This is a genomic window from Kineococcus xinjiangensis, assembly GCF_002934625.1.
Lineage (GTDB): Bacteria > Actinomycetota > Actinomycetes > Actinomycetales > Kineococcaceae > Kineococcus_A > Kineococcus_A xinjiangensis.
The window spans coordinates 644,692-669,485 of sequence record NZ_PTJD01000001.1; the positions used below are offsets into that span (position 1 = coordinate 644,692).

24 protein-coding genes are annotated in these 24,794 nt (G+C 75.3%); 10 read left to right on the plus strand and 14 right to left on the minus strand.

Going from position 1 to position 24,794, the window contains the following annotated elements; all coding sequences use genetic code 11:
* Positions 1–63: 63 nt before the first annotated feature.
* The 3 genes from CLV92_RS22735 to ychF form a co-directional block, all read right to left on the minus strand.
* Positions 64–189 carry a hypothetical protein gene (locus CLV92_RS22735; protein ID WP_281256883.1) on the minus strand — a complete coding sequence of 42 codons (126 nt, stop codon included), beginning with the start codon at positions 187–189 and terminating at the stop codon, positions 64–66.
* Between the two features lie 15 nt (positions 190–204).
* Positions 205–657 carry a hypothetical protein gene (locus tag CLV92_RS02820; protein WP_146099386.1) on the minus strand — a complete coding sequence of 151 codons (453 nt, stop codon included), beginning with the start codon at positions 655–657 and terminating at the stop codon, positions 205–207.
* 148 nt (positions 658–805) lie between these two features.
* The gene (gene ychF, locus CLV92_RS02825) at positions 806–1,891 is read right to left on the minus strand and encodes a redox-regulated ATPase YchF (RefSeq protein ID WP_104431193.1); all 1,086 of its coding nucleotides are present in this window, start codon (positions 1,889–1,891) and stop codon (positions 806–808) included.
* 108 nt (positions 1,892–1,999) lie between these two features.
* Here ychF and CLV92_RS02830 point away from each other — a divergent pair, with 108 nt between their 5' ends.
* The gene (locus tag CLV92_RS02830; protein WP_158257105.1) at positions 2,000–3,139 is read left to right on the plus strand and encodes a DNA recombination protein RmuC; all 1,140 of its coding nucleotides are present in this window, start codon (positions 2,000–2,002) and stop codon (positions 3,137–3,139) included.
* Between the two features lie 64 nt (positions 3,140–3,203).
* Here the strand turns inward: CLV92_RS02830 and CLV92_RS02835 are convergent, their stop codons facing one another.
* Positions 3,204–4,226 carry a 4-hydroxy-3-methylbut-2-enyl diphosphate reductase gene (locus tag CLV92_RS02835; RefSeq protein ID WP_104431195.1) on the minus strand — a complete coding sequence of 341 codons (1,023 nt, stop codon included), beginning with the start codon at positions 4,224–4,226 and terminating at the stop codon, positions 3,204–3,206.
* A 39-nt stretch (positions 4,227–4,265) separates the two neighbouring features.
* Here CLV92_RS02835 and xseA point away from each other — a divergent pair, with 39 nt between their 5' ends.
* Together xseA and CLV92_RS02845 are read left to right on the plus strand one after the other, a co-directional pair.
* Positions 4,266–5,552: an exodeoxyribonuclease VII large subunit gene (gene xseA / locus CLV92_RS02840; protein ID WP_104431196.1), complete on the plus strand. Its 1,287-nt coding sequence runs from the start codon at positions 4,266–4,268 to the stop codon at positions 5,550–5,552.
* A gap of 35 nt (positions 5,553–5,587) precedes the next feature.
* Positions 5,588–5,839, plus strand: coding sequence for an exodeoxyribonuclease VII small subunit (locus CLV92_RS02845; protein WP_104431197.1), 252 nt, complete (start codon positions 5,588–5,590; stop codon positions 5,837–5,839).
* A 51-nt stretch (positions 5,840–5,890) separates the two neighbouring features.
* Here the strand turns inward: CLV92_RS02845 and CLV92_RS02850 are convergent, their stop codons facing one another.
* On the minus strand, positions 5,891–6,616 hold the full coding sequence (locus CLV92_RS02850; protein WP_158257106.1) for a DUF4245 domain-containing protein: 726 nt from the start codon (positions 6,614–6,616) through the stop codon (positions 5,891–5,893).
* A 96-nt stretch (positions 6,617–6,712) separates the two neighbouring features.
* Between CLV92_RS02850 and glpX the strand changes: the two genes are divergently transcribed.
* Positions 6,713–7,753, plus strand: a complete 1,041-nt coding sequence (gene glpX, locus CLV92_RS02855) for a class II fructose-bisphosphatase (RefSeq protein ID WP_104431199.1) — start codon at positions 6,713–6,715, stop codon at positions 7,751–7,753.
* The gene (locus tag CLV92_RS02860; RefSeq protein WP_104431200.1) at positions 7,750–8,709 is read left to right on the plus strand and encodes a carbohydrate kinase family protein; all 960 of its coding nucleotides are present in this window, start codon (positions 7,750–7,752) and stop codon (positions 8,707–8,709) included. Before glpX ends, CLV92_RS02860 begins: the two co-directional genes overlap by 4 nt.
* Before the next feature lie 86 nt (positions 8,710–8,795).
* On the opposite strand, the gene CLV92_RS02865 is transcribed toward CLV92_RS02860, so the two are convergent.
* Positions 8,796–10,139: a GNAT family N-acetyltransferase gene (locus CLV92_RS02865; protein WP_158257107.1), complete on the minus strand. Its 1,344-nt coding sequence runs from the start codon at positions 10,137–10,139 to the stop codon at positions 8,796–8,798.
* A gap of 987 nt (positions 10,140–11,126) precedes the next feature.
* Between CLV92_RS02865 and CLV92_RS02870 the strand changes: the two genes are divergently transcribed.
* Positions 11,127–12,566: an aspartate ammonia-lyase gene (locus CLV92_RS02870; protein ID WP_104431327.1), complete on the plus strand. Its 1,440-nt coding sequence runs from the start codon at positions 11,127–11,129 to the stop codon at positions 12,564–12,566.
* A gap of 135 nt (positions 12,567–12,701) precedes the next feature.
* Here the strand turns inward: CLV92_RS02870 and CLV92_RS02875 are convergent, their stop codons facing one another.
* The gene (locus CLV92_RS02875) at positions 12,702–13,268 is read right to left on the minus strand and encodes a ferritin (protein WP_104431202.1); all 567 of its coding nucleotides are present in this window, start codon (positions 13,266–13,268) and stop codon (positions 12,702–12,704) included.
* On the minus strand, positions 13,265–13,873 hold the full coding sequence (rpsD, locus tag CLV92_RS02880; protein ID WP_104431203.1) for a 30S ribosomal protein S4: 609 nt from the start codon (positions 13,871–13,873) through the stop codon (positions 13,265–13,267). The genes CLV92_RS02875 and rpsD overlap by 4 nt, the downstream gene beginning before the upstream one ends.
* A 187-nt stretch (positions 13,874–14,060) precedes the next feature.
* On the opposite strand from rpsD, the gene CLV92_RS02885 reads away from it, so the two are divergent.
* Entirely contained in the window at positions 14,061–14,885 is an 825-nt protein-coding gene (locus CLV92_RS02885; protein WP_104431204.1) for a hypothetical protein, read from the plus strand.
* Positions 14,886–14,952: 67 nt separating this feature from the next.
* Here CLV92_RS02885 and CLV92_RS21860 read toward each other — a convergent pair whose 3' ends face one another.
* From CLV92_RS21860 to CLV92_RS02900, 3 genes are all read right to left on the minus strand, one after another.
* Positions 14,953–15,621, minus strand: coding sequence for an aggregation-promoting factor C-terminal-like domain-containing protein (locus tag CLV92_RS21860; protein WP_211290793.1), 669 nt, complete (start codon positions 15,619–15,621; stop codon positions 14,953–14,955).
* Positions 15,622–16,101: 480 nt separating this feature from the next.
* Positions 16,102–17,475, minus strand: coding sequence for an RNA 5'-3' helicase PhoH2 (gene phoH2, locus CLV92_RS02895; RefSeq protein ID WP_104431328.1), 1,374 nt, complete (start codon positions 17,473–17,475; stop codon positions 16,102–16,104).
* A 285-nt stretch (positions 17,476–17,760) separates the two neighbouring features.
* Positions 17,761–18,522, minus strand: a complete 762-nt coding sequence (locus tag CLV92_RS02900; RefSeq protein ID WP_104431205.1) for an isoprenyl transferase — start codon at positions 18,520–18,522, stop codon at positions 17,761–17,763.
* A gap of 87 nt (positions 18,523–18,609) precedes the next feature.
* On the opposite strand from CLV92_RS02900, the gene trhA reads away from it, so the two are divergent.
* Positions 18,610–19,287, plus strand: coding sequence for a PAQR family membrane homeostasis protein TrhA (trhA, locus tag CLV92_RS02905; protein WP_104431206.1), 678 nt, complete (start codon positions 18,610–18,612; stop codon positions 19,285–19,287).
* 47 nt (positions 19,288–19,334) lie between these two features.
* Here the strand turns inward: trhA and CLV92_RS22740 are convergent, their stop codons facing one another.
* Positions 19,335–21,422, minus strand: a complete 2,088-nt coding sequence (locus CLV92_RS22740; RefSeq protein ID WP_104431207.1) for a thioredoxin domain-containing protein — start codon at positions 21,420–21,422, stop codon at positions 19,335–19,337.
* 153 nt (positions 21,423–21,575) lie between these two features.
* Between CLV92_RS22740 and CLV92_RS02915 the strand changes: the two genes are divergently transcribed.
* The gene (locus tag CLV92_RS02915; RefSeq protein ID WP_104431208.1) at positions 21,576–22,505 is read left to right on the plus strand and encodes a Gfo/Idh/MocA family protein; all 930 of its coding nucleotides are present in this window, start codon (positions 21,576–21,578) and stop codon (positions 22,503–22,505) included.
* Positions 22,506–22,604: 99 nt separating this feature from the next.
* Here CLV92_RS02915 and CLV92_RS02920 read toward each other — a convergent pair whose 3' ends face one another.
* Complete coding sequence (locus tag CLV92_RS02920; protein ID WP_146099387.1) at positions 22,605–22,880, minus strand: hypothetical protein; 276 nt, start codon at positions 22,878–22,880, stop codon at positions 22,605–22,607.
* Positions 22,880–23,770: a mycothiol conjugate amidase Mca gene (gene mca, locus CLV92_RS02925; RefSeq protein WP_104431210.1), complete on the minus strand. Its 891-nt coding sequence runs from the start codon at positions 23,768–23,770 to the stop codon at positions 22,880–22,882. Before mca ends, CLV92_RS02920 begins: the two co-directional genes overlap by 1 nt.
* 186 nt (positions 23,771–23,956) lie before the next feature.
* Here mca and CLV92_RS02930 point away from each other — a divergent pair, with 186 nt between their 5' ends.
* Complete coding sequence (locus CLV92_RS02930) at positions 23,957–24,385, plus strand: DUF4307 domain-containing protein (protein WP_158257108.1); 429 nt, start codon at positions 23,957–23,959, stop codon at positions 24,383–24,385.
* The last annotated feature ends 409 nt before the right edge of the window (positions 24,386–24,794 follow it).

The window sequence follows — 24,794 nt, forward strand, 5'->3', positions numbered from 1 at the left end:
GAGGTACCGGAGCAGGACCGGGGGCACAGCAGTCCCTGCCCCCCGGTGAGCGCCGTCCGGGGTTCAGTCGAGGACCTCCCGAGGCAGGGGCTCGTAGCGCGGAGGCCAGCCGGGTACGGCGATCCACCCGAGACCGGCGATGCGCCAGGTGCCCTCCCGCAGCCGCACGAAGACGCCGAGGCTCTCCACCGGGGTGCCGGGCAGTCAGATGTGGGTGCCGCTCTCGTCGACCGGGAGCTGGTCCAGGGGGATCAGGTCCACGACCTCGACACCGGGGGCGACGATGCGACTGCGGATCGGAGCGCCCACCTCTCGATCGCCCAGATCGGTGGCCTCACGCAGCGCCCGCAGCACGAACCGCTCCAGGTGCGGCCACAGCGCATGGTCGGGGCGCTCGACGGCGAGGGCCGCGGCGAGTTCGTCACGACCATGGCCGCCGGCTGCGGGGTCCTGGAGTGCGGCAGGGTTGTCGTGGAGCCACTGCTGCGCCACGACCAGCCGGAAGTCGGGGTCCATGGCCCACCAGACGACCTCGCTCACCCCGCGGCGGAGAGCCTCCCACCAGCCCATGACGGTGCTGCTGAGGCCGGAGGAGCCGTGCGCCATCTCCTCGTCGGTCCAGTGGACGTCGCGCGGCTCCCAGGTCTCGTCGCTCACCATCCCAGCATCCCGGTCCCGGAGCGGCGCGGGCGGAGACCCGGCCGGGCACGGGGACGCGAGCCTGCACAGCGCCCCCGTGGAAGGGCAGCGCCGAGCGACAGCACCAGGCGACGGGAACGCGGCCCCGGTCGCCCGGTGCGCCGAACTACACGTTGAAGCGGAACTCCACGACGTCGCCGTCCGACATCACGTAGTCCTTGCCCTCGATGCGGACCTTGCCGCGGGACTTCGCCTCGGCCATGGAGCCGGCGTCGACGAGGTCGTCGAAGCTGACGACCTCCGCCTTGATGAACCCGCGCTGGAAGTCAGTGTGGATGACGCCGGCGGCCTGCGGGGCGGTCCAGCCCCGCCGGATCGTCCAGGCGCGCGACTCCTTCGGCCCGGCGGTGAGGTAGGTCTGCAGCCCCAGGGTGTTGAAGCCGACGCGGGCGAGCTGGTCGAGGCCCGACTCCTCCTGCCCGACGCTGGCCAGCAGCTCCGCGGCCTCCTCGGCGTCCAGCTCCGCAAGCTCGGACTCCAGCTTGGCGTCGAGGAACACGGCCTCGGCCGGGGCGACGAGGTCGGCCAGCTCCTGCTTGCGGGCGTCGTCGACCAGCGCGGCCTCGTCGAGGTTGAAGACGTAGATGAAGGGCTTGGTGGTGAGCAGGCCGAGCTCCTTCAGGTGCTCCGCCTCGACCCCGTCGGCGGGCACGGCCGCGCGCAGGGTGCGGCCGGAGTCGAGGACGGCCTGGGCGGCCTTGGCGGCGGCCAGCACCGCAGGGTCCGCCTTCTTGCCCTTGACCTCCTTCTCCAGCCGGGGAACCGCGCGCTCCAGCGTCTGCATGTCCGCGAGGATCAGCTCGGTGTGGATGGTGGAGATGTCGTCGGCCGGGTTCACGGCCCCGGCGACGTGGACGACGTCGGGGTCGGCGAAGGCGCGGGTGACCTGGCAGATCGCGTCGGCCTCGCGGATGTGCGCGAGGAACTTGTTGCCCAGCCCCTCCCCCTCGCTGGCGCCGCGCACGATGCCCGCGATGTCGACGAAGGTGACGGTCGCCGGCAGGATCCGGGCACTGCCGAAGATCCCCGCGAGCTTCTCCAGCCGCGCGTCCGGCAGGGGCACGACGCCCTCGTTGGGCTCGATGGTCGCGAACGGGTAGTTCGCGGCGAGCACGTTGTTCTTCGTCAGCGCGTTGAAGAGCGTCGACTTGCCGACGTTGGGGAGTCCGACGATGCCGATGGTGAGGGCCACGGGCGCAGGAGCCTACCGTCCGCGGGCCTCCCCCGCGTCGCCGCCGGAGCTTGCCGCCCGGCCCGTCGCTGCGGGGTCCCGTCGGTGCGGGCTGGCACAGTGCCGTGCGTGCCCGCCTCCTCCGTCGCGCTGCTCACCGCCCTCCTCCTCGGCCTCGCCCTGGGGGCGCTGCTGTGCTGGCTGGCGCTGCGTGCCCGCACGGCACCGGCGCAGGCGGCGCTCAGCGTGGAGCGGGACCTGCTGGCGCGGCGGGTGGCGGACCTGGAGGCCGGTGCGGAGGGCCGCCGGGAGCTGGAGTCCGCGCTGTCCCCCGTGGCCGCGACGCTGGGCCGGGTGGAGGAGCAGGTCCGGGTGCTGGAGCGGGACCGGGTGGCGCAGTACGCGCGGCTGGCGGAGCAGCTCAGCGCGGTGCAGGCCGGCTCGGAGGCCCTGCGCGGGGAGACCGCGCGCCTGGCGGGGGCGCTGCGCTCCTCCAGCGCGCGCGGCGCCTGGGGCGAGGTGCAGCTGCGGCGGGTGGTGGAGCACGCCGGGATGCTGGACCGCGTCGACTTCACCGAGCAGTCCACCGGCACCACCCGGGAGGGGCGGACGGTGCGCCCGGACCTGCTGGTGAACCTGCCCGGCGGCAAGCAGGTCGTCGTCGACGCCAAGGCCCCGCTGGCCGCGTTCCTCGAGGCCGCCGAGGTCGCGGACCCGGACCGGCGGCAGGCGCTGCGCGCGGCCCACGCGAAGGCGCTGCGGCAGCACGTGGACGCCCTGGCCGCCAAGGAGTACTGGACGGCGTGCGAGCTGTCGCCGGAGTTCGTCGTCTGCTTCATCCCCGGGGAGTCGTTCCTCGCGGCGGCGTGCGAGGCCGACCCGGCCCTGCTGGAGCACGCCATGGGCCGGCGCGTGGTGCTGGCCACCCCGACGTCGCTGCTGGCGCTGCTGCGCACGGTCGCCCTGACGTGGCAGCAGGAGGCGGTGGCGGGCAGCGCGAAGGAGCTGTTCGCCGTGGGCCGGGAGCTGTACGACCGCCTCGGCACCCTCGGCGGGCACGCCTCGGCGCTGGGCCGGACCCTGCACCGGGCGGTGGAGGACTACAACCGCCTCGTCGGCACCCTGGAGCGGCGAGTGCTGGTCTCGGCGCGCCGCATCCGCGACCTGGAGCTCAGCGACACCGACCTGCCGCCCGTGGAGCCCCTGGAGGACGCCGTCCGCCCGCTCACGGCGCCCGAGCTGCTGGAGGACTCCTCCGGGAGCCGCTGACCCGCCCCGGCCGGACCGGGAGGACGGGTCAGACCGGGATGACGTGTCAGACCGGGAGGACGTGTCAGACCGGGGTGACGGGGATCTGCTTGCGCTGCTTGATGTCGCGGCGCAGCTCCTTGGGCAGGGAGAACATCAGGTCCTCCTGCGCCGTGGTGACCTCCTCCACGTCGCCGTAGCCGCGCGCGGCGAGCCACTCCAGCACCTCCCGGACGAGGATCTCCGGCACCGAGGCGCCCGAGGTCACGCCGACCGTGCGCACCCCCGCCAGCCACGCCTCGTCGATCTCGCGGAAGTTGTCCACCCGGTAGGAGGCGCCCGCCCCGGCCTCCAGGGCGACCTCGACGAGGCGCACCGAGTTCGAGGAGTTGGCCGAGCCGACGACGATGACGAGGTCCGCCTCGGGGGCGATCTTCTTCACGGCCACCTGGCGGTTCTGGGTGGCGTAGCAGATGTCGTCGCTCGGCGGGTCCTGCAGCGACGGGAAGCGCTCCCGCAGCCGGCGCACGGTCTCCATCGTCTCGTCGACGCTGAGGGTGGTCTGCGACAGCCACACGACCTTCTCGGGGTCGCGCACCTGCACCGCGTCGACGCTGCCGGGGCCGTCGACGAGCTGGATGTGCTCCGGCGCCTCCCCCGCGGTGCCCTCGACCTCCTCGTGGCCCGCGTGGCCGACCAGCAGGATGTCGTAGTCGTCCGCCGCGAAGCGGACGGCCTCCTTGTGCACCTTCGTCACCAGCGGGCAGGTGGCGTCGATCGTCTTCAGGGAGCGCGCCGCCGCCTGCGCGTGCACCGCCGGTGAGACGCCGTGGGCGGAGAAGACCACCGTCTCGCCCTCGGGGACCTCGTCCGTCTCGCCCACGAAGACCGCCCCGCGCTCCTGCAGGGTCTGCACCACGTGCTTGTTGTGGACGATCTCCTTGCGGACGTACACGGGGGCGCCGTACAGCTCCAGCGCCTGCTCGACCGCCACGACGGCGCGGTCCACTCCGGCGCAGTAGCCGCGCGGGGCGGCCAGCAGCACACGACCCCTGGCGGTGGGGACGTCGGCGGGAGCGGGCAGCACGGGGGAGGTCACGCCCTCCATGGTAGGTGCGCTGTCCGACGGCCCTCCTACGATCGCCCGGTGACGACCGAGAACGGCACGGGACCTGCACGACTCGACGGACCGGCGCGGCTCGGGCCCCTGCCGGACCTGGCCGCGGACACCACGGCGGAGCGGCCGTGGCCGCTGCGGCTGCTGCTCACCAAGATCGACGGCTACGTGGCGAAGATGAGCCCCGTCTGGGTGGAGGGGCAGGTCATCGCCGTCAACAGCCGCCCCTCGGCGGGCACGGTCTACGTCACCCTGCGCGACGCCGACGTGGACATGTCCATGCAGGTCACCGTCTGGCAGAACGTGATGAACAGCCTCCGCGAGAACCTGCCGGACGGACTGCGCGAGGGCGCCCGGGTCGTCGTGCGGGCCAAGCCGTCGTTCTACGCCAAGCGGGGCATGCTCAGCCTCCAGGCCAGCGACATCCGCCCCGTCGGTGAGGGCGAGCTGCTCGCCCAGCTGGAGCGCATGAAGCGCCGCCTGGAGGCCGAGGGCCTCTTCAGCGCCTCCCGCAAGAAGCGCCTGCCCTTCCTGCCGCGCGTCGTCGGGCTGGTGTGCGGGCGGGGCAGCGCCGCGGAGCACGACGTGGTGGAGAACGCCCGCCTGCGTTGGCCGGGCGTGCGCTTCGACATCCGCGCCGTGGCCGTGCAGGGGGTGAAGGCGGTGGAGCAGGTGACCGCCGCGCTGCAGGAGCTGGACGCGGAGGGGGAGGTCGACGTCATCGTCATCACCCGCGGCGGCGGCAGCGTGGAGGATCTGCTGGCCTTCAGCAACGAGACGCTGGTGCGGGCGGTGGCGGCGGCGCGCACCCCCGTGGTCAGCGCCATCGGCCACGAGACGGACTCCCCCCTGCTGGACTTCGTCGCGGACGTGCGCGCCTCCACCCCGACCGACGCCGCCCGCCGGGTGGTGCCGGACGTCGCGGAGGAGGCGAGGCAGCTGGGGCAGGCGCGCACCCGGATGCGCACGGCCGTCGCCGGCCGCCTCGCCCGGGAGGAGTCGGCGCTGGCGGCGGTGCGCTCCCGCCCCGCCCTGGCCGCACCGCAGCAGATGCTGGACGCGCGCGTGCAGGAGCTCGACCTCGCCCGGGGCCGGATGCGCACGGCCGTGGCGTCGCGCCTGGACCGTGCGGGCGACGAGGTGCGGCACCTGCGCCGGCAGGTCGCGGCCCTCTCCCCCGCCGCGACCCTCACCCGCGGCTACGCGGTCGTGCAGACCGGCGCCGGACGGGTGGTGCGGGCCCCGGAGGACGTGACCCCCGGGGAGATGCTGCGGCTGCGGGTGGCGGAGGGGGAGCTGAGCGCCCGCGCGGAGTGACGGAGGCGTCGGAGGCGGCGCCTAGGGTGGCTCCCGTGAGCACGCAGCCTCCCCAGACCCCCGCCGCGAGCGCCGACCCGTCCATCGCGGCCCTCAGCTACGAGCAGGCCCGCGAGGAGCTCGGCACCGTGGTGCGGGCGCTGGAGTCGGGCAGCAAGGGGCTGGAGGAGTCGCTGGCGCTGTGGGAGCGCGGTGAGGCCCTCGCCGACCACTGCCAGCGCTGGCTGGACGGGGCCCGGCAGCGCCTCGACGCCGCGCGCGCCCGCACGGAGGACACCGCCGGCTGAACCGGCGGGCCCGGGTCGGGCTCGGCCGGGTCGGGCTCGGCCGCGTCGGCCTCAGGTGCCGGGCGCGGCGGCCACCGGCTCCCCCGCCAGCACCGCCTCCGCGAGGACGGACAGCTCGTCGAAGCCCGCCCCGCCCGTCACGAGCGTCGTGATGCCGTCGGCCTCCCGCTTCAGCGTGCTGCGGTTGCGGTCCTGCCGGTACAGCTCCTCCCACTCCACGCCGCCGACGGTGCGGCTGCCCGCGTCCGTCGGTCGCGGAGCCGCGGTCTGCGCCTGCACCCACTTCGGGGTCGCGTCGGCCGCCATCTCCACCCCCGCGTACTTCCCCTCGGGGGTGAGGTAGCCGATGTGCCAGGTGATGACGTCGTCGGTGGAGCGCCTCGAGTACGCCGACGTCGGCTTCCACCCCTGCGGCAGCGCCGCCGGCACGACCGGCTCGAAGGGCAGCGTGCTGGCGGCGGCGGTCGCGGCGGAGCGCACGTCCACCGGCGGCTGCTCGATGCCGTTCGGCCGCGGCAGCAGCCACACCACGACGAAGACCAGCGCCAGGATGACCACCATCGAGCGCACCATGTCCAGCGGCGTACGCCCACGACCGCGAGGCGGAGGCGCACCGTGCTCCTCGCTCGCGCCCGCCGCCGGATCGACCGCGCCGGTCGCCGTCGCCGCGTCGGCTGCGGTCGCACCGGACGCCGCCGGGGCCGTCGCGGTCGCGGCGGGAGGGGTCGCGGTGCCGGGCTCGGGCTGCACGGGCTGGTCGGGGCGCACGGGTTCCACGTCCCCATCGTCGCCGATGCCGGCGGGCATCTGCGACGGGGCCGCCACGGCGGTGGCTACGATCGGGCGGGCCGCTGCCGACCTGGAGGGTCAACGATGACGAACAGCCCCACGCCCCTGCTTCCTCCGTCCCTGGCCGTGGGCCGGGAGGCTCCCGACCGGAACCTGGCGCTGGAGCTGGTCCGCGTCACCGAAGCCGCCGCGATGGCCGCCGGCCGCTGGGTCGGTCGCGGGGACAAGAACCGCGCCGACGGCGCCGCCGTGAACGCCATGCGCACCCTCATCGGCACCGTCAGCATGAACGGCGTCGTCGTCATCGGCGAGGGCGAGAAGGACAACGCGCCCATGCTCTACAACGGCGAGCGCGTCGGGGACGGCAGCGGCCCCGAGTGCGACGTCGCCGTCGACCCCATCGACGGCACCACCCTGACCGCCCGCGGCATGAGCAACGCCGTCGCCGTCATGGCGGTCGCCGAGCGCGGCACCATGTACGACCCGAGCGCCGTGTTCTACATGGACAAGCTGGTCACGGGGCCGGACGCCGCCGAGCACGTCGACATCCGGCTGCCCGTGAAGGAGAACATCCGCCGCCTCGCGAAGGCCAAGCGGCGCTGGGTGGAGGACATCACCGTCTGCATCCTCGACCGCCCCCGCCACGAGCAGCTCGCCCGCGAGGTCCGCGACGCGGGTGCCCGCATCAAGTTCATCTCCGACGGGGACGTCGCCGGCGCGGTGATGGCCGCCCGCGACGACACCGGCGTGGACCTGCTCCTCGGGATCGGCGGCACGCCGGAGGGCATCATCACCGCCTGCGCGCTGCAGTGCCTCGGCGGCACCATCCAGGGCCGCCTGGCGCCGCGCGACGACGACGAGAAGCAGAAGGCGATCGACGCCGGTCACGACCTCGACGCGGTGCTGTCCACCTCCGACCTGGTCCGCAGCGACAACTGCTACTTCGTGCTCACCGGCATCACCGACGGGGAGCTCGTCAAGGGCGTGCGCTACGACGGGGACTCCATCCACACCTCCAGCCTGGTGATGCGCTCCAAGTCCGGCACGATCCGCCGGGTGGAGTCCGAGCACCAGCTCTCCAAGCTGCGCGCCTACGCCTCCGTCGACTTCAGCGGGGCTCGATGACGGAGCGGGTCACCGAGCAGGCCGGCTCGCCCCCCGCGCTGCGCGCCGTCGTCGTCGGCGAGGCCCTCGTCGACGTCGTGCACCACAGCGACGGCAGCGTCTCCGAGCACCCGGGCGGCAGCCCGCTGAACGTCGCGTACGGCCTCGCGCGCCTCGGCGCCGACGTGGTGCTCGTCACCCGCCTCGGCGACGACGAGCACGGCGCCGCGGTCCGCGCCCACCTGGGCTCCGCCGGGGTGCGGCTGCCCGACGGCGCCGTGGACGACGGGTCGACCTCGCTCGCGCACGCCCACCTGGACGCCGAGGGCCGCGCCACCTACGAGTTCGACCTGGAGTGGGCGCTGCCACCGGTGGAGCTGCCCGGCGACGCCGACGTCCTGCACACCGGCTCCATCGCCACCGCCCTGCAACCGGGCGCCGGCGCGGTGCGGGCGCTGCTGGAGTCCGCCCGCGGCCGGGTGCCCGTCACCTTCGACCCCAACGTGCGCGCCGCCTTCCTGCCCGAGCCCGCGCAGGCCCGCGAGCAGGTCGAGCAGGTCGTCGCCCTCTCCGACGTGGTGAAGGCCAGCGACGAGGACCTCGCGTGGCTGGCGCCCGGCGAGGACGTCGTGGACGTGGCCCGCTCGTGGGCGGCGCTCGGGCCCGCGCTCGTGGTGGTCACCCGCGGCGGGGAGGGCGCGGTCGGCGTGACCGCGGCCGGGGCGCTGCACGAGGAGCCGGCACCGCGCATCGACGTGGTCGACACCGTCGGCGCGGGCGACGCGTTCATGTCGGGTCTGCTGGACGCCCTCGCACTGGAGGGCGTCCTGGGGGCGGGCGCCGGGCGGCTGCGCGACCTCGACGGCGACGCCCTGCGCCGGGTGGTGGCGCGCGCCATCCGCTCGGCCTCCTCCACGTGCACGCGGGCCGGGGCCAACCCGCCCACCCGCGAGCAGTTGGACGCCTTCGGCTCCTGACCCCTGCGGCCGGCACGCCGGTCACCGAGCACGCCGGTCCCGGTCGCGACCGGGGGCGGCGTGCCGTCGTCGTGGCCGGGGCGACCTCAGGGGGCGGAGCGGCTCAGCCGCAGCGTGGAGGCAGCGCCCCGCAGGCGCCGGCCCTCCCGCAGGGCGGCCTCCACCCCGCGGGCCACGCCCTGCGACCCCGCGGCCAGTCCGTCGGCGCAGCGGCTCAGCACGGCGCTCGCGCGGACCTCGTCGCGGAAGGTGCGGCGCAGCAGGCTCGCGCGGTCCAGGACGGCGGGCAGCGGCCCGCGCCCGCCCGGCGCCATCGTCACCCGCACGTTCGTCCGCGTCCGCACGGTGCCCGGCGCGAGACGGCGCTTGTAGTCCTCCTCCCCGCGGAGCATGTCCAGCTCCAGGCGGTCGGAGGCGATGCTGCGGCGGCGCAGGTGCAGCAGCAGCAGCGAGCCGGGGCCGCTGGCGGCGTAGCGGGCCCGGTAGGACTGCAGGTAGCCGTGGACGACGCGCTCCCCCGCGAACCCCAGGTTGTAGGCGACCAGCTCCCCGTCCACCCGCAGGCCGCTCAGCCAGACCTGCTCGCGCGGGGCGGTGGCGCACACCTGGGCCAGCAGCGCCCCCGACGCCCCGCGCCACGGGCGGTGGCGCCGCTCGGCGTGGGGGTGCTCGTCGTCCACGGCGGCCAGCTCCGCGACGAGCGAGGGCAGGTCCGCGCCGCTCAGCAGGTCCGCGACCAGCCGCACGCTCCCCCGCTCGGCGAGGCGGCGGCGCTGACGGCGCTCACCCCGGCGCACCCCGGCCGGGAGCTGCTCGTCGTGCTCGGCCACCGTCGGCGGCAGCAGGACGGACGTGCACACGGCCTGCTCCACGGCCCGCAGCCCGTAGCCGCGCCGCTGCGCCCACGAGAGGAGGTCGGGCAGCAGGGGGTCGTCGGAGCGGACCTGCTCCAGGTCGAAGAGGGCGCCCGGCAGCGCCGCGACGGCCGCGTCGAGGACGGCGTCGACGAGGGCCTCGCCCTGCACGACGCGGGCACCGCCCACGAGCACCGTCGCGTAGTCGCTGGCCCCGCTGCCCAGGAACGTCACCACGGGACGGCGGGAGGTCCCGGCGAGGGCGAAGGCACCGACCGCCAGCAGCTGTCCGCGGGAGCGGACCGTCACGAGCAGCGGCGCGGCGCCGCCCAGGTGCTGGGCGACCGCGCGCAGCCAGTCGGGCCCGGAGAAGAACGAGGCGCCGCTGGCGGCCAGCAACCGCCGCCACTCCTCCCAGGACACCGCCGTCAGGTCCCGGTGGACGCCGGTGCGCAACGCCGGTCCGACCGCGGGCAGCGGGGTGGTGTCGACCTGCCGGGCGGGGCCCACCTCGACGGCGGGCGATGCGCAGGCCGCGTCGTGGCACCCGCGCGCCTGCAGCAGCGCGTCACCCACCACGGCCCGCCTCTCGCTCCTCCGACCCGGACGACGGGACGACCGGGGCCGCTCCGCGCTGGGCACGATAGCGAGGCGGGAGGCACCGGGCCCCTTCTCGTCCACCGCGTCGGCGTCGTGTCACCCGCCTCCCGCGGATCCGCGACACAGTGCTGATCGGCGACCACGCGGTGTGCGCGAAACGGCGTCGGGAACCGGCCGTCCGCACCCGGCGGCCGGTGCGCCAGGGTGGTGCGCGCACGGCTCCTGCGACCGGCGGGGGCGGCACGGAACCCGAGGAGGTGCGCGGTGGCCGTCCTGGCGCGCGCGGAGGGAGTGCTCGGTGAGGTGGTCCTGCGCGACTTCGGCGCGGACGACCCGGACGGCCGGGAGCTGCTCGTCAACGGTGTCCTGCTCATGGACACCGGGGACGCAAGCACGGAGCGCGCGCTGGCCGCCGAGGCGCTCGCGCAGCTCCCCCGGCGCCCACTGCGCCTGCTCGTCGGCGGCCTCGGCCTCGGCTTCACCGCCGCCGAGGCACTGGCCGACCCCCGCACCGCGGCCCTGGACGTCGTCGAGATCGAACCCGCCCTGCCGGAGTGGGCCCGGCGGGGCCTCCTGCCCTCCGTCGCCCCCGTGCTGGCCGACCCGCGCACCACCGTCACCGTCGGCGACGTGGCCGCCGTGGTGCGCGACCTTCCCGAGGAGTGCCTCGACGCCGTCCTCCTCGACGTCGACAACGGACCCGACTTCCTCGTCTCCGAGCACAACGCAGCCCTCTACGGGGAGGGCTTCCTCGCGCTCGCCGTGCGCAGGCTGCGGCCGGGCGGGGTGCTCTCCGTCTGGTCGGCGCAGCGCTCCGACGCGCTCGCCGCCGCCCTCGACGCCGCGCTGGCCGGGGTCGGCGGCGGCCGCTCCGCCCACGTGGAGGTGGTGGTCCGGCGGGGTGCACGTGACCTCGACTACCACCTGCACTCCGCCACCCGCCCGCACGGCAGGATGGGAGCCATGGCCGACGACGCTCAGCAGCAGGACCAGCAGTCCGGGCAGCAGTCCGGGCAGGACTTCCGGATCGAGCACGACACCATGGGCGAGGTGCGCGTCCCCGCCGCCGCCAAGTGGCGGGCGCAGACGCAGCGCGCCGTGGAGAACTTCCCCCTCAGCGGCACGGGCCTGGAGAAGGCCCACATCGCCGCGCTCGCCCGCATCAAGAGGGCCGCCGCGCTCGCCAACGCCGAGCTCGGCGTCCTGGAGCAGGACGTCGCGGACGCGATCGCCTCCGCCGCGGCCGAGGTGGCGGGCGGCGCCCACGACGGCGAGTTCCCGGTGGACATCTTCCAGACCGGCTCCGGAACCTCGTCGAACATGAACGCCAACGAGGTCATCGCGACGCTGGCCACCGAGCGCCTCGGCCGGCCCGTGCACCCCAACGACCACGTCAACGCCTCGCAGTCGTCCAACGACGTCTTCCCGACCTCGGTGCACGTCGCCGCGACCGCGGCCGTCGTGCAGGACTTCGTCCCCGCGCTGGAGCACCTGGCGGCGTCGCTGGAGCGCAAGCGCGACGAGTTCGCCGACGTCGTGAAGTCCGGGCGCACGCACCTGATGGACGCGACCCCGGTCACGCTCGGGCAGGAGTTCGCCGGTTACGCGGCGCAGGTGCGCCGGGGCGTCGAGCGCGTGCAGGTCACCCTCCCCCGCGTGGCGGAGGTGCCGCTGGGCGGAACGGCGGTCGGCACGGGCATCAACACGCCCAAGGGCTTCCCGCAGCGGGTCATCGCCCTGCTGGCGGAGGACACCGGCCTGCCGCTGACGGAGGCCGTCGACCACTTCGAGGCCCAGGGTGCGCGCGACGCGCTGGTGGAGCTGTCCGGGGCGCTGCGCACTGTCGCCGTCAGCGTCACCAAGATCTGCAACGACCTGCGATGGATGGGTTCCGGCCCCCGCACGGGGCTGGCGGAGGTGCGCCTGCCGGACCTGCAGCCGGGCTCGTCGATCATGCCGGGCAAGGTGAACCCGGTGGTTCCCGAGGCCGTGCTCATGGTGTGCGCACAGGTCGTCGGCAACGACGCGACGGTCGCCTGGGCGGGCGCCAGCGGCAACTTCGAGCTGAACGTGATGATCCCCGTGATGGCGCGCAACGTGTTGGAGTCCACCCGGCTGCTCGGCAACGCCGCGCGCCTGTTGGCGGACCGCTGCGTCGACGGCCTGGAGGCGGACGTCGAGCAGTGCCGGCGCTTCGCGGAGTCGTCGCCGTCGATCGTCACGCCGCTCAACCGGGTGATCGGCTACGAGGCGGCGGCGAAGGTCGCCAAGCACGCCGTGGCGGAGGGCACGACGGTGCGCCAGGCGGTGCTCGACCTCGGGTTCGTGGAGCGCGGCCAGGTCAGCGAGGAGCAGCTCGACGCCGCCCTGGACGTGCTGTCGATGACGGCTCCCAAGGCCTGAGCCCCTCTCCCGCGGGTCGCCCGCCCGCGCCCCGGGTGGGGGCGGGCGACCCGCCGGAGGTCGACGGTCAGGGAACGCCGAAGGGCGCCGCTCCCCGTGGGGGGCGGCGCCCTTCGGCGTTCTCGAACTGCGTGCTCAGGCGGCTCCGCCTGCGACCGCGGGGGCCGAGGGGTCCTCGGCCTCGTCCACGCTCTCCCGCGCCAGCCAGTCCTCGACCCGGAACAGGTCGTCACCGGCGCGGTCCACGATGGTCAGCAGGGTCGACATGGAGGCGACCTCCTCGACCTGCTCCTTGAGGAACCAGTGCACGAACTGCTCGCCGATGAAGTCCCCCTCGCGGCGAGCCGCCGCGAAGAGCCCCTCGATCAGGCGGGTGACCTCCCCCTCCTGCTCCAGCGCGAGGGCGATGAGCTCCCGCACGCTGCCGAACTCGTTGCGCACCTCGGCCACGCCGGGGATGCGCACGGGAATGCCCCTGTCCAGCATGAACTGGACGAACATCATCCCGTGGTTCCGCTCCTCCAGCGCCTGCGCGTAGAAGTGCTTGGCGAGCTGCTTGAGGTCGTGGGAGTCGAACCACACCGCCAGCGCGACGTACTGCTGGGAGGCGTGGAACTCGGCCACGACCTGCTCGCCGAGCAACTCCTGGAAGCTCTTCGGCTGGAGGTCCGGCGCGGAGCCGGATGCGGGGAGGGAACTCACCGGGAGTAGAACTCCACGACGAGCTGCTCGTCGCAGGTCACGGGGATCTGCTCGCGCACCGGCTGGGCGAGGATGCGGGCGGAGAGCTCCTGGCGCTGCACGTCGAGCCAGCCGGGGATCTCGTTGTCCGACCAGCCACCCTCGGCCGCGACGATGAACGGGGTCTTCGTCTTGCTGCGGGGCGCGATCTCGACGATCTGCCCGGGCACGACGCGGTAGGACGGGCGGTCCACGCGGCGGCCGTCGACCACGATGTGGCGGTGCACGACCATCTGGCGGGCCTGGTAGATCGTGCGGGCGAAGCCGGCACGCCACACCACGGCGTCGAGACGGGTCTCGAGCAGGGTGACCAGGTTCGCACCGGTCTTGCCGGGCTTGCGCTTCGCGAGGTCGTACGCACGACGCAGCTGGGTCTCGCTGATGTCGTACTGGTAGCGGAGCCGCTGCTTCTCCCGCAGCTGCATCGCGTAGTCAGACTGCTTGCGCTGCTTGCGACCGTGCATGCCCGGCGGGTACGGACGGCGGTCCATGAAGCGAGCCGCCTTGGGAGTGAGGGCCACCCCCAGAGCGCGGCTGATCCGCACCTTCGGTCGAGCGTTGTTCACAACACCTCCAGATCGGTTAGGTTACCCTGACCTTAGCCGAGGAGGTCTCCACTCAGGAGATGTCCGAGTACCCCGACAACGTCCAGGCCGACGCTTCTCCGAGCCCCGAGGTCTCACCATGTCTCCACGGATCACCACGAGCGCTGGCTCGGTCCACGCCACAGACCATCGTACTTCCTCCGCCGAGGTGCCGGGGACCCGCGCACCGCGCCCCGCGGCGACCTCCCCGGCGGAGTGGGCGCGCACCCTCGCCGCGGGCACGGTGGCGGGCACGCTGCACCTGGCCCGCACCGCCGAGACCGAGGAGGCCGGCTGCGCCGCCACCCGCCGCACCGAGCCCTTCCCCGTGCGCCACCTCAGCGGCGCCGGTGGCGACCTGCTCCTCCTCGTGGACGACGGCAGCCCGCTCGCGACGCGGCTCGACGAGCTGCGCGCGGGCCTGCCCGACGGGCACGACGTGCCGGCGGTGCTGGACGTGCTGGACGTCCCGCCGGGGCTGTCCGGCCTCCCCCGCGCCCGCCTCTGCGTCACCGGCTGGATCGACGCGGTGCCGGCGGCCGAGCAGCGGCGCCTGGCCGCCACGGCGACCTCCCCGACCCCCGCGCTGCTCGACATCGGCCGGGGCAGGCACCTGCTGCGCCTCGACGTGGCCGACCTGCGCGTGACGACGGGCGGCGGGGTGCACCTGGTGACCGACGACGACTACGTCGCGGCGACGCCGGACCCGCTCTACGGCGACGAGCACGAGATCGTCGCCCACCTGGAGGCGCACCACCGCGACCGCCTCATCGGCTGGGTGCTGCACCGGCTGCCGCGGGAACAGGCGCGACAGGTGCGCGAGGTCGCGGTCGTGGGGGCCGACCGCCACGGCATCGACGTGCTCTGCACCCTCTCCGAGACCACGGTGACCCTGCGCGGCGCGTTCGCCACGCCCGTCACCGCCGAGCACCACCTGCCGCGGGCGCTGTGCGGCCTCTTCGCCTGCCCCTGCGAGGGCGCGAGCGCACACTGACGCGGCGCCCGCTCGCACAGGCGCCCGCCGGGGAGACCCCCGGCGGGGGCGGGCGGCGGCCGGTCCGTCAGTACCAGTTGTGCGAGCGGCTGTGCGCCCACGCGGCGCACGGGGAGCCGTAGCGGCCCTCGATGTAGCCGAGGCCCCAGCGGATCTGGGTGAGCGGGTTCGTCTCCCAGTCCGCGCCGGCGGAGGCCATCTTGCGCCCCGGCAGGGCCTGCGGGATGCCGTAGGCGCTCGACGTGGGGTTGTCCGCGGCGGGGTTCCAGCCGCTCTCCTTCATCCACAGCGAGTCCAGGCAGGAGAACTGCTCCTCGCCCCAGCCGTGCTGGGCCACCAGGACCCGGGCGGCTCCGCGCGGGTCGCGGACCGCGTTGCGGGTGGCCTCCTCCGCCTCGGCGCGGCGGGCCTCCTCGGCCAGGCGCTCGGCCTCCAGGCGGCGGGCCTCCTCCTCGGCGCGGCGGGCCTCCTCGGCCAGGCGGGCCTGCTCGGCCAGCACCGCGGCCCGCACCTGCCGGTCGCGGGTGCCCTGGCTCCACGCCTCCGCGGCCCGGTACTGCTGCTCCACGATCACCGCGACGCGGTGGGCCTCGTCGCGCTGGGCCTGGGCGACCTCGGGGTCGACCCGGTGGTCGGCGGAGCCGGCCTGCCCTGCGAGTCGGACGCCACCGGTCTGGCCACCGGGCGTGGCCGCCCCCACGAGCCCGACGGCCGCGAAGGCCAGGAGCACGGGCACAGCGCGCCCAGCGTTCCCCCTGCGAGCCGGACGGCCGGGCGGGACCCGGTGCCGCGGGACGGACGTGCGCGGGGGGCGGGGGCGAAGCGTCAAGGAGGACCTTCCTCGAAGGCCCGGCCACGTCCGGACGTCCTGCCGCACCCCACGCCGGGCCCGAAGCGTCCCGCCGCAGGCGACCGCCCGGGGGCGGCGCTCGCGGCAGCACGACGACCGTGGTGACCCGCGGACGCCGCCCCGTGCACGCCGGGGCGGCACCCGCCGAGGGCGTCCGGCCACCCCGCGGGCGCCGGACGCCCCGACGCGGGGTGCCTGTCAGGCCGTCACGCTGCCAACCACTTCCCGAACACTCAACTCCGGACCTGACTGGAGGTGACTCACCGGGAACCGCGTGTCTACACGCTGTCGATCTTTGTGGGACATCTCACACGTGTCGCGCTTCCCCTGGCGTGGTGGCGAGGCCGGACGTGGAGACCGTCCGCCTCAGACCTCCAGCCCGCCCAGCAGCTCCGTCACCAGCGCCGCCACCGGCGAGCGCTCCGACCGGGTCAGCGTCACGTGGGCGAAGAGCGGGTGCCCCTTCAGCGCCTCGATCACCGCCGCGATGCCGTCGTGGCGGCCCACCCGCAGGTTGTCGCGCTGCGCCACGTCGTGGGTCAGCACCACCCGGCTGCCCTGCCCGATGCGCGACAGGACCGTGAGCAGCACGTTGCGCTCCAGCGACTGCGCCTCGTCCACGATCACGAACGCGTCGTGCAGGGAGCGACCCCGGATGTGCGTCAGCGGCAGCACCTCGAGCATGCCCCGGCCGAGGACCTCCTCCACGACCTCCGGGCTGACCAGCGCCTCCAGCGTGTCGAAGACCGCCTGCCTCCAGGGGCCCATCTTCTCCGCCTCGGTCCCCGGCAGGTAGCCCAGGTCCTGGCCGCCCACCGCGTACAGCGGCCGGAACACCACCACCTTGCGGTGCTGGCGCCGCTCCAGCACCGCCTCCAGCCCCGCGCACAGCGCCAGCGCCGACTTGCCCGTCCCCGCCCGCCCGCCGAGCGAGACGATCCCCACCTCGGGGTCCAGCAGCAGGTCCAGGGCGATCCGCTGCTCGGCGCTGCGCCCGTGCAGGCCGAACGCGTCCCGGTCCCCGCGCACCAGCCGCAGCTGCTTGTCGGCCGTCACCCGCGCCAGGGCCGACCCGCGCGAGGACGACAGCACCACCCCCGTGTTGCAGGGCAGCTGCCGCGCCTCGTCGTGGTCGACGCGGTGCGCCTCGTACAGCTCCGAGACCTGCTCGGCGCTCGCACCCAGCTCCGCCACGCCGGTCCAGCCGGTGTCCACCACCTCGCCGGCGCGGTACTCCTCCGCGGCCAGCCCCACCGCGGCCGCCTTCACCCGCAGCGGCAGGTCCTTGGAGACCACCGTCACGTCGCAGCCCTCCTCGGCCAGCGAGCGCGCCACCGCGAGGATGCGGGTGTCGTTCGTGCCGCTGCCCAGCCGCAGCCCCGCGGGCAGCGACGAGGGGTCGGAGTGGTTCAGCTCCACGCGCAGCGAGCCGCCCTCGTCCCCGATCGGCACGGGGGCGTCCAGGCGCCCGTGCAGCACCCGCAGGTCGTCGAGGCGGCGCAGCGACTCCCGGGCGAAGTAGCCCAGCTCCGGGTGGTGCCGCTTGCCCTCGAGCTCCCCCACCACCACCACGGGCAGCACGACCTCGTGCTCGGCGAAGCGGGTCAGGGCGCCCGGGTCGGCCAGCAGGACCGAGGTGTCCAGGACGAAGGTGCGCCGCTGCGCGGCGGGGACGGGACCGGGGTCGGCGGACGCGGTGGGCGCGGGTGCGCTCCTGCGGGCGGCGGGGCTGGGTTCGATCTGCACGAGCGTCTCCCGTCCCGGGACCGGGCCCCCGCCCGGTCCCCTCAGCGGTGGACCGGGACCCGGGCCGGCACGCGGCAGCGGCGCGGTGAGGAACAGCTCCCCCACGTCGCTGCTGGCACCGGACCCTCCCGAGCCGGCGGCCGGCGCCGCCTGGCCCGGCCGACGCTACGACACGGCCCCGGGCGCCGCGCGGTGTCGTCCCCCGTTCAGCGTGTCGCGGTCACGAGCGGGTGCCGGCCGCGCCCCTCCGTGCACGCCGGGCCGCCCCTGCGGGGCGGCTCAGCTGCCGTAGCGGCGCTCGCGCTGGGCGTAGGAGCGCAGCGCCCGCAGGAAGTCCACGCGCCGGAAGTCCGGCCACAGCACCTCGCAGAAGTGGAACTCGCTGTGCGCGCTCTGCCAGAGCAGGAAGCCCGACAGGCGCTGCTCCCCCGAGGTGCGGATGACGAGGTCGGGGTCCGGCTGGCCGCGGGTGTAGAGGTGCGCCGCGATGTGGTCGACGTCCAGCACCTCGGCGAGCTGCTCGATCGAGGTGCCCTTGGCGGCGTGCTCGGTGAGCAGCGAGCGCACCGCGTCGGCGATCTCCCGGCGCCCGCCGTAGCCGATCGCGACGTTGACCAGGTAGCCGTCGTTGGCGGCCGTCTCCCGCCCGATCTCCGCCAGGTGGGTGGCCGTCGCCTCCGGCAGCAGGTCCAGCGCGCCGACCGGGTGGACCCGCCAGCGCCCCGTCGCCGCCACGCGGGAGACGGTGTCCTCGATGATCGCGATGAGCTGCGCCAGCTCCTCCGCCGGACGGTTGAGGTTGTCGGTGGAGAGCAGGTAGAGGGTGACGACCTCGACGCCGACGTCGTCGCACCACCCGAGGAACTCCAGGACCTTGTCCGCGCCCGCGCGGTGGCCCTGCGCGGAGGTCGCGCCGAACGCCTTCGCCCAGCGCCGGTTCCCGTCCAGGATGATCGCGACGTGCCGGGGCAGGGACGAGGGATCGAGCGAGGCCTCGAGGCGTCGCCCGTACGCGCCGTAGAGCAGATCGCGGAGGCCCATCGCCGCTCACGCTACATCGCGGGGGCCGCCCTCCCCGAGCATGCGGCCCCGGCACCAACCTACGGTTCCGTAACGTAGCCTCGGCGCATGAGCCTGGACTCCGCAGCGGCCGCCGTCGAAGCCGTCAAACCCAAGCTCCGCGGCTGGCTGCACGCCGGGACCTTCCCCGTGGCGCTCGTCGCCGGGGCGGTCCTCGTCGTCCTCGCGCCCGCCGGTGCGCCGCGCGCCGCGGCCGCCGTCTTCGCCGTCACGGCGGTGCTGCTGTTCGGCACCAGCGCCCTGTACCACCGGGGCACGTGGTCGCCGCGCTGGGAGGCGGTGCTGCGCCGCCTCGACCACAGCAACATCTTCCTCATCATCGCGGGCACCTACACGCCCTTCAGCGTCGCCCTGCTGCCCGAGGGCACGGCCCGCACGCTCCTGACGTTCGTGTGGGTCGGGGCGATGGCGGGCATCGCCTTCCGCGTCTTCTGGGTCGGCGCGCCGCGGTGGCTCTACACCCCCGTCTACGCCGCCCTCGGCTGGGTGGCCGTCGGCTACGTCGGCGACTTCCTCCGCAACGGCGGCGTCGCCGTCACCGCGCTGCTGCTCGGCGGCGGGCTGCTCTACACGGCCGGAGCGGTCGTGTACGGCACCAAGCGGCCGAACCCCAGCCCCCGCTGGTTCGGCTTCCACGAGGTGTTCCACGCCTTCACCGTCCTGGGGTTCGCCGCGCACTACGTCGGCGTCTCCCTGGCCACCTACGCCGCCGCGCCCACCGGCTGAGGGCCCGCGCCCCGGAGCGGACCCCCTCCGGGGCGCGGGGCCCGCCCTCACTCCAGCCGCGCCCCCACGGCCGCCGCCAGCTCCTCCACCGACGTCGTCGGCGCCTGGCACACGAACCCGCGGCACACGTACGCCGCCGCCGCGCCGTCCACCAGGGGCCGCTGCGCCAGCAGCGCCGGCTCGGTGGTACCCGGCTCCCCGCGGCTGACCACGATGCCCGGGGCGGTGCCGGCCAGGGCCGTGCGGTGCAGCGCGTCCGCCGCGGGGTCGCCCGCCGCGCCGACGACCGCGACTTCCACCGGCCCGTCGCGCAGCGCCTCCGCCACCGCCAGGCCCCAGCCGACGAAGCGCGGGTCGCGCGCGGCCAGGGCGTCGACCACCCCGAGTGCGGCCTCGGCGGCCTCGCTGTAGCGCGCCTCGCCCGTCAGCCGGCCCATCGTCAGCAGCGCCCCCGCCGAGGCGGCCCACCCCGAGGGCGTCGCCCCGTCGGTGGGGTCCTGCGGGCGCCCGCCGTCGGGGCCGCGCGCGGCGAGCAGGCCCGGGTCGGCCCGGTGCGCCGCCACGTCGTAGAAGCCGCCCCCGGGTGCGGTGAAGTGCTCCAGCACCGCGTCCAGCAGGCGGCGCGCCACGTCGAACCAGCGCCGCTCCCCCGTCGCCGCGTGCAGCGCCAGCAGGCCCTCGGCGAGGTCGCCGTGGTCCTCCAGCACCCCCGCCGGCTCCCCCACCGCGCCGTCGCGGGAGACCCGCCGCAGCCAGCCGTCCGCCGTCTCCTCCAGGTGCACCCGCACCACGAAGTCCGCGGCGGTGCGCGCCGCCTCCAGCAGGTCCGGCCGCTCCAGGAGCGCACCCGCCTCCGCCAGCGCCGCGATCGCCAGCCCGTTCCAGGCAGCCACCACCTTGTCGTCGCGGCCCGGCTGCGGCCGGTGCGCACGGGCCTCGGCCAGCAGCGGGCGGATCCGTGCCCACCGCTGCGTGTCCGGTCCGCCGTCGACGTCGCGGCTCATCTGCAGCGTGGACGTCCCGTGCTCGAAGGTCCCCACCTCCGTCACCCGCGTCAGCACCGCCGTCCAGATGCCGTCCTCCCCGCCGAGCACGTCCACCAGCTGCTGCGGGGTCCACACGTAGGTGGCCCCCTCGACCGCGCGGGTGGTGCCGTCCGGCTGCGGCACCGGGGTGTCGGCGTCGAGGGAGGAGGCGAACGCGCCCTGCGGGGTGCGCAGCTCCGCCAGCATCCACTCGCACGTCTCCAGCGCCACCCGCCGGAACTGCGGCGACCTCGTCAGCCGCCACGCGTGCAGGTACACGCGGGCCAGCAGCGCGTTGTCGTAGAGCATCTTCTCGAAGTGCGGCACCACCCAGGCGGCGTCGACGGCGTAGCGGGCGAAACCGCCCGCGACCTGGTCGTACAGGCCCCCAGAGGCCATCGCCCGCAGCGTCCGCTGGACCATCTGGACGGCGTGGACGGAGCCGGTGCGGGCCGCGTGGCGCAGCAGGAACTCCAGCAGCACCGACGGCGGGAACTTCGGCGCGTCCCCGAAGCCGCCGCGCTCGCGGTCCTCCCCGGCGGCCAGCACCCGCACGGCGTGCGCCAGCCGCTCCTCCCCCGGGGCGGCGGCCCCCTCCGGCAGCTGCACGCTGTTCCTGCCGAGCTGCTCGGCGATGGTCGTGCCGGAGCGCTCGATCTCCTCCCGCCGCTGCCCCCACGCGTCCGCGATCGCGGCGAGCAGCTGCCGGAACGAAGGCACCTTCGGGTGCGGCGTCGGCGGGAAGTACGTGCCGGCGTAGAAGATGCGCCCGTCGGGGGTGCAGAACGTCGTCATGGGCCAGCCGCCGTGCCCGGTCAGGGCCGCCGTGGCCTGCATGTGGACGGCGTCGACGTCGGGGCGCTCCTCGCGGTCGACCTTCACGCAGACGAAGTCGCGGTTCATCTGCTCGGCCGTGGCGGGGTCGTCGAAGGACTCGTGGGCCATCACGTGGCACCAGTGGCAGGCTGCGTAGCCGGTGGAGACCAGCAGCGGCACGTCGCGGCGCCGCGCCTCCTCGAACGCCTCCGGGCCCCACTCGTACCAGTCGACGGGGTTGTCGGCGTGCTGCTGCAGGTAGGGGCTGGTGGAGTGGGCGAGTCGGTTGGCCACCCGCCCACGCTGGCACACCGGCCGCGCGGGCGCCGCCGGGGGTGGCGCGGGCCGGGGCGGGGACGTCGCGCAGGCGACGCGCCGGTGGCGGCCGGCCGAACGTCCCCGCCACGGGTGTGCGGGGGGCCGGGTGCCGCCCGGCAGGATGGGCGCATGGCAGCCCCCCGCACCTTCGTCGTCCTGGGCACCGGCCACTGGGCCGAGCACTGCCACGGCCGGGCCCTCGCCGACCACCCCGACGTCGAGCTCGCCGGCTTCTGGGGCCGCGACCACGGCAGGGCGCAGGCGGTGGCCTCACGTGTGGGCGGGCGCGGGTTCGCGACGGTGGAGGAGGCGCTGGAGGCGGCGGACGCGGTGGCGATCGCGCTGCCGCCGCACGTGCAGGCCCCGCTCGCCGCGCGCGCGGCCCGCGCTGGCAGGCACCTGCTGGTGGACAAGCCCCTCGCCCTGGACCTGCGCGCCGCGGACGACGTGGTGGCCGCCACCCGCGAGAGCGGCGTCGCCTCCGTGGTCTACATGACGTACCTCTTCCAGCCGGACATCACCTCGTGGCTGGCGCGGATGTCCGCGCTGGCGGACCAGCAGGGGCCGTGGGAGGGGGCGCTGGCCCGCTGGGGCGGCACGATCGACGTCCCGGGCAGCCCGTACGCCGCCTCGGCGTGGCGGCGGGAGTGGGGCGGGCTGTGGGACTGCGGCCCGCACGCCCTCTCGATCGTCCTGTCGCTGCTGCCGCCGGTGGAGCGGGTGACGGCGGCCCGCGGCGTGCGCGACGCGGTGAACGTGGCGCTGGAGCACCGCGGCGGGGCGGGCAGCGCCCTGTCGCTGACCCTCACCGCGCCGGAGGGCGCCGGGGGCTCGTTCGCGTCCGTCTGGGGCCCGGCCGGGCGCCACGACCTGCCGCGCTTCTCCGGCACCCCGCAGGAGGGCTTCGCCCGGGCGGTGGACCAGCTGCGCGGCGCGGCCGAGGAGGGGCGCCCGCACCCGCTGGACGCCGCCTACGCCCGCGACGTCGTGGCCGTGCTCGCCGCGGCGCAACTGCACCTCGACCGGCCGGCGGCCGAGCGCAGCACCCCGGTGGGGTGAGGGCCGGCGAGGTCAGTCCACCCCGGAAAGGGTCCTTTCCGTGCCCCGGGGGCCGGGGCGGACCCCGGAAAGGGTCCGTTCCGGTGAGGGCCGGCGAGGTCAGGGGGTGCTGTCGGGGGCGGGGGGCTCCTCGTCCCGCCGCTGCTCCTCGCGCAGGCGGCCCTCGTAGTTCACCCGCCGCACCCTGCGCACCATGCTGGTGCCGAGCACGATCACCGCGGCCGCGAGGAAGAACAGCGCCAGGAAGCCGGGCACGCCGGGCGTGACGAGCTCCTTCGGCGGGGTCTGCGCCTGGGTCGTCGCGCTCGTGCTCGGGCTGGGCGTGGCGGTCGCCGGCAGCGCGGCGAACGAGCCGGCGCCCACCGCGTGCGGCATCACGACGCCACCTGCCCGCGCAGGCCGGCGAACAGGTCGTCCTCCGGCAGCGAGGTCTCCACGTGCGACACGGCCAGGGAGTAGTCCTCGGTCGGCCACACGTCCTGCTGCATCTCCATCGGCACCTTGAAGAAGAACCCGTCGGGGTCGATCTGCGTGGCGTGCGCGAGCAGGGCGTGGTCGCGCGTCTCGAACCACTCCGCGCACGGCACCCGAGTGGTGATCTCCAGGTCGGCGCGGCCGGGCACGCGGCCCTCCTCCAGGCGCTGGATCCACTCCCCGAAGGGCGACTCCACCCCGCGCGCGAGCATCGCCTCGTGGAAGGCGACGATCCGGTTCCGGGAGAACGTCGCGTGGTAGTAGAGCTTCGACGCCTGCCACACCGCCCCGGCCTGTGGGAAGCGGGCCGGGTCGGCGGCCGCCTCGAAGGCCGCGTAGCTGATCTCGTGGCAGCGGATGTGGTCCGGGTGCGGGTACCCGCCGCTGGAGTCGTACGTCGTGATCACGTGCGGGCGGAAGTCCCGCACGACCCGCACGAGGGCCTCGGTCGGCACGTCCAGCGGCTCCAGCGCGAAGCAGCCGGGCGGCAGCGGGGGCAGGGGGTCGCCCTCGGGCAGCCCCGAGTCCACGAAGCCCAGCCACGTCTGGCGCACCCCGAGGATGCGGGCGGCCTCGGCCATCTCGCGGCGGCGGTACTCCACCATGTCGCGCAGCAGCTCGGGCTTGCCCTGCAGGCGGGGGTTGAGCACGTCCCCGCGCTCCCCGCCGGTGCACGTGACGACCAGCACGTCCACGCCCTCCGCGGCGTACTTCGCCATGGACGCCGCGCCCTTGCTGGACTCGTCGTCGGGGTGGGCGTGCACGGCCATCAGCCGCAGCCTCTCCGTCACCGCTGCTCCTCCCACTGCCCGCCGCCCTGGACGCCGCCCACCCGCACGGCGGTGCGACCATGGCACTGCAGGCCCCTCCCGGCCACCGGGCCGGTTGCCGGCTGTCCTCCCCGGCACGGCCGTCGCGCCGGGCCCGGGCGTCCATCCTCGCCGATGCCGCATCGGCCCCGACCACCGGGAGCACCCGTGCCGACGCCCCCCTCCCCGTCCCCGGCCGCGTCGGGCGGCGACCGGCTGGCCGAGCGCTACGGGCGGGTCCCCTCCCCGGGCAGGCGCCGGGCGCTGCGGGCGGCGGCGGTGCTGGGCGGGCTGCTGGCGGTGGCGTACCTGGTGTGGGTGGCGCTGGCGAGCACGGCCGAGCGGGCCGAGCCGACGGTGATCTCCTACCGGGTGCTGGGCGACAGCGGCGTCGAGCTGCGCTACACCCTCGCGAAGGACCCGGGCTCCACGGTGCACTGCGTCCTGCAGGCGCTGGACGCCCGGCACGCGGAGGTGGGGGTCGTGGAGGACGTCACCGGTCCCGGCACCGAGGACCTCGTGGACCACACGACCCTGATCCGCACCACCGGGCGGCCGGTGACGGCCGTCGTGCGGACCTGCTCCGTCGTGCCCTGACGTCCCCCGCCCCGGGCGGCGGCGGGAACCACGGGCCGCGCCGGGGAGTTCGAGGTGGTGGAGGGCCGTCGCGGCGCAGTACCCTCGACGGCTTACCAGAGTCGCCCGGGCCCGTTCCCACGGACCGGGCGACTCCGCCGTGCAGGGCCGCCGGAGGGCCGAACGGCGCGGGGGCACGACGAGGACACGGCGGTCAGCGACGCACCGCCGGACGGCACCCGTCGCGCGACGCCTCCCAGGACGCCCCGTCCACCGCCCCACCGAGAAGACGAGCACAGGAGCCACCGTGAGCGACACCACCACGAGCGTCACCTTGAACCGCCCCGGCGAGTCCGGAGACTCCGTTCCTTGGGAAGGATGGAGTCATGTCAGGGAGCACGTCCAAGCGTTACCCCGCGGAGTTGCGTGA

What these genes read in the sequence shown, in the direction of transcription:
- CLV92_RS02835 (WP_104431195.1), bottom strand. Translation starts at nt 4,226, where the DNA reads ATGGAGGGCGTGACCTCCCCCGTGCTGCCCGCTCCCGCCGACGTCCCC.
- glpX (WP_104431199.1), top strand. Translation starts at nt 6,713, where the DNA reads ATGACGAACAGCCCCACGCCCCTGCTTCCTCCGTCCCTGGCCGTGGGC.
- CLV92_RS02860 (WP_104431200.1), top strand. Translation starts at nt 7,750, where the DNA reads ATGACGGAGCGGGTCACCGAGCAGGCCGGCTCGCCCCCCGCGCTGCGC.
- CLV92_RS02870 (WP_104431327.1), top strand. Translation starts at nt 11,127, where the DNA reads ATGGCCGACGACGCTCAGCAGCAGGACCAGCAGTCCGGGCAGCAGTCC.
- CLV92_RS02900 (WP_104431205.1), bottom strand. Translation starts at nt 18,522, where the DNA reads ATGGGCCTCCGCGATCTGCTCTACGGCGCGTACGGGCGACGCCTCGAG.
- trhA (WP_104431206.1), top strand. Translation starts at nt 18,610, where the DNA reads ATGAGCCTGGACTCCGCAGCGGCCGCCGTCGAAGCCGTCAAACCCAAG.
- CLV92_RS02915 (WP_104431208.1), top strand. Translation starts at nt 21,576, where the DNA reads ATGGCAGCCCCCCGCACCTTCGTCGTCCTGGGCACCGGCCACTGGGCC.
- CLV92_RS02920 (WP_146099387.1), bottom strand. Translation starts at nt 22,880, where the DNA reads ATGCCGCACGCGGTGGGCGCCGGCTCGTTCGCCGCGCTGCCGGCGACC.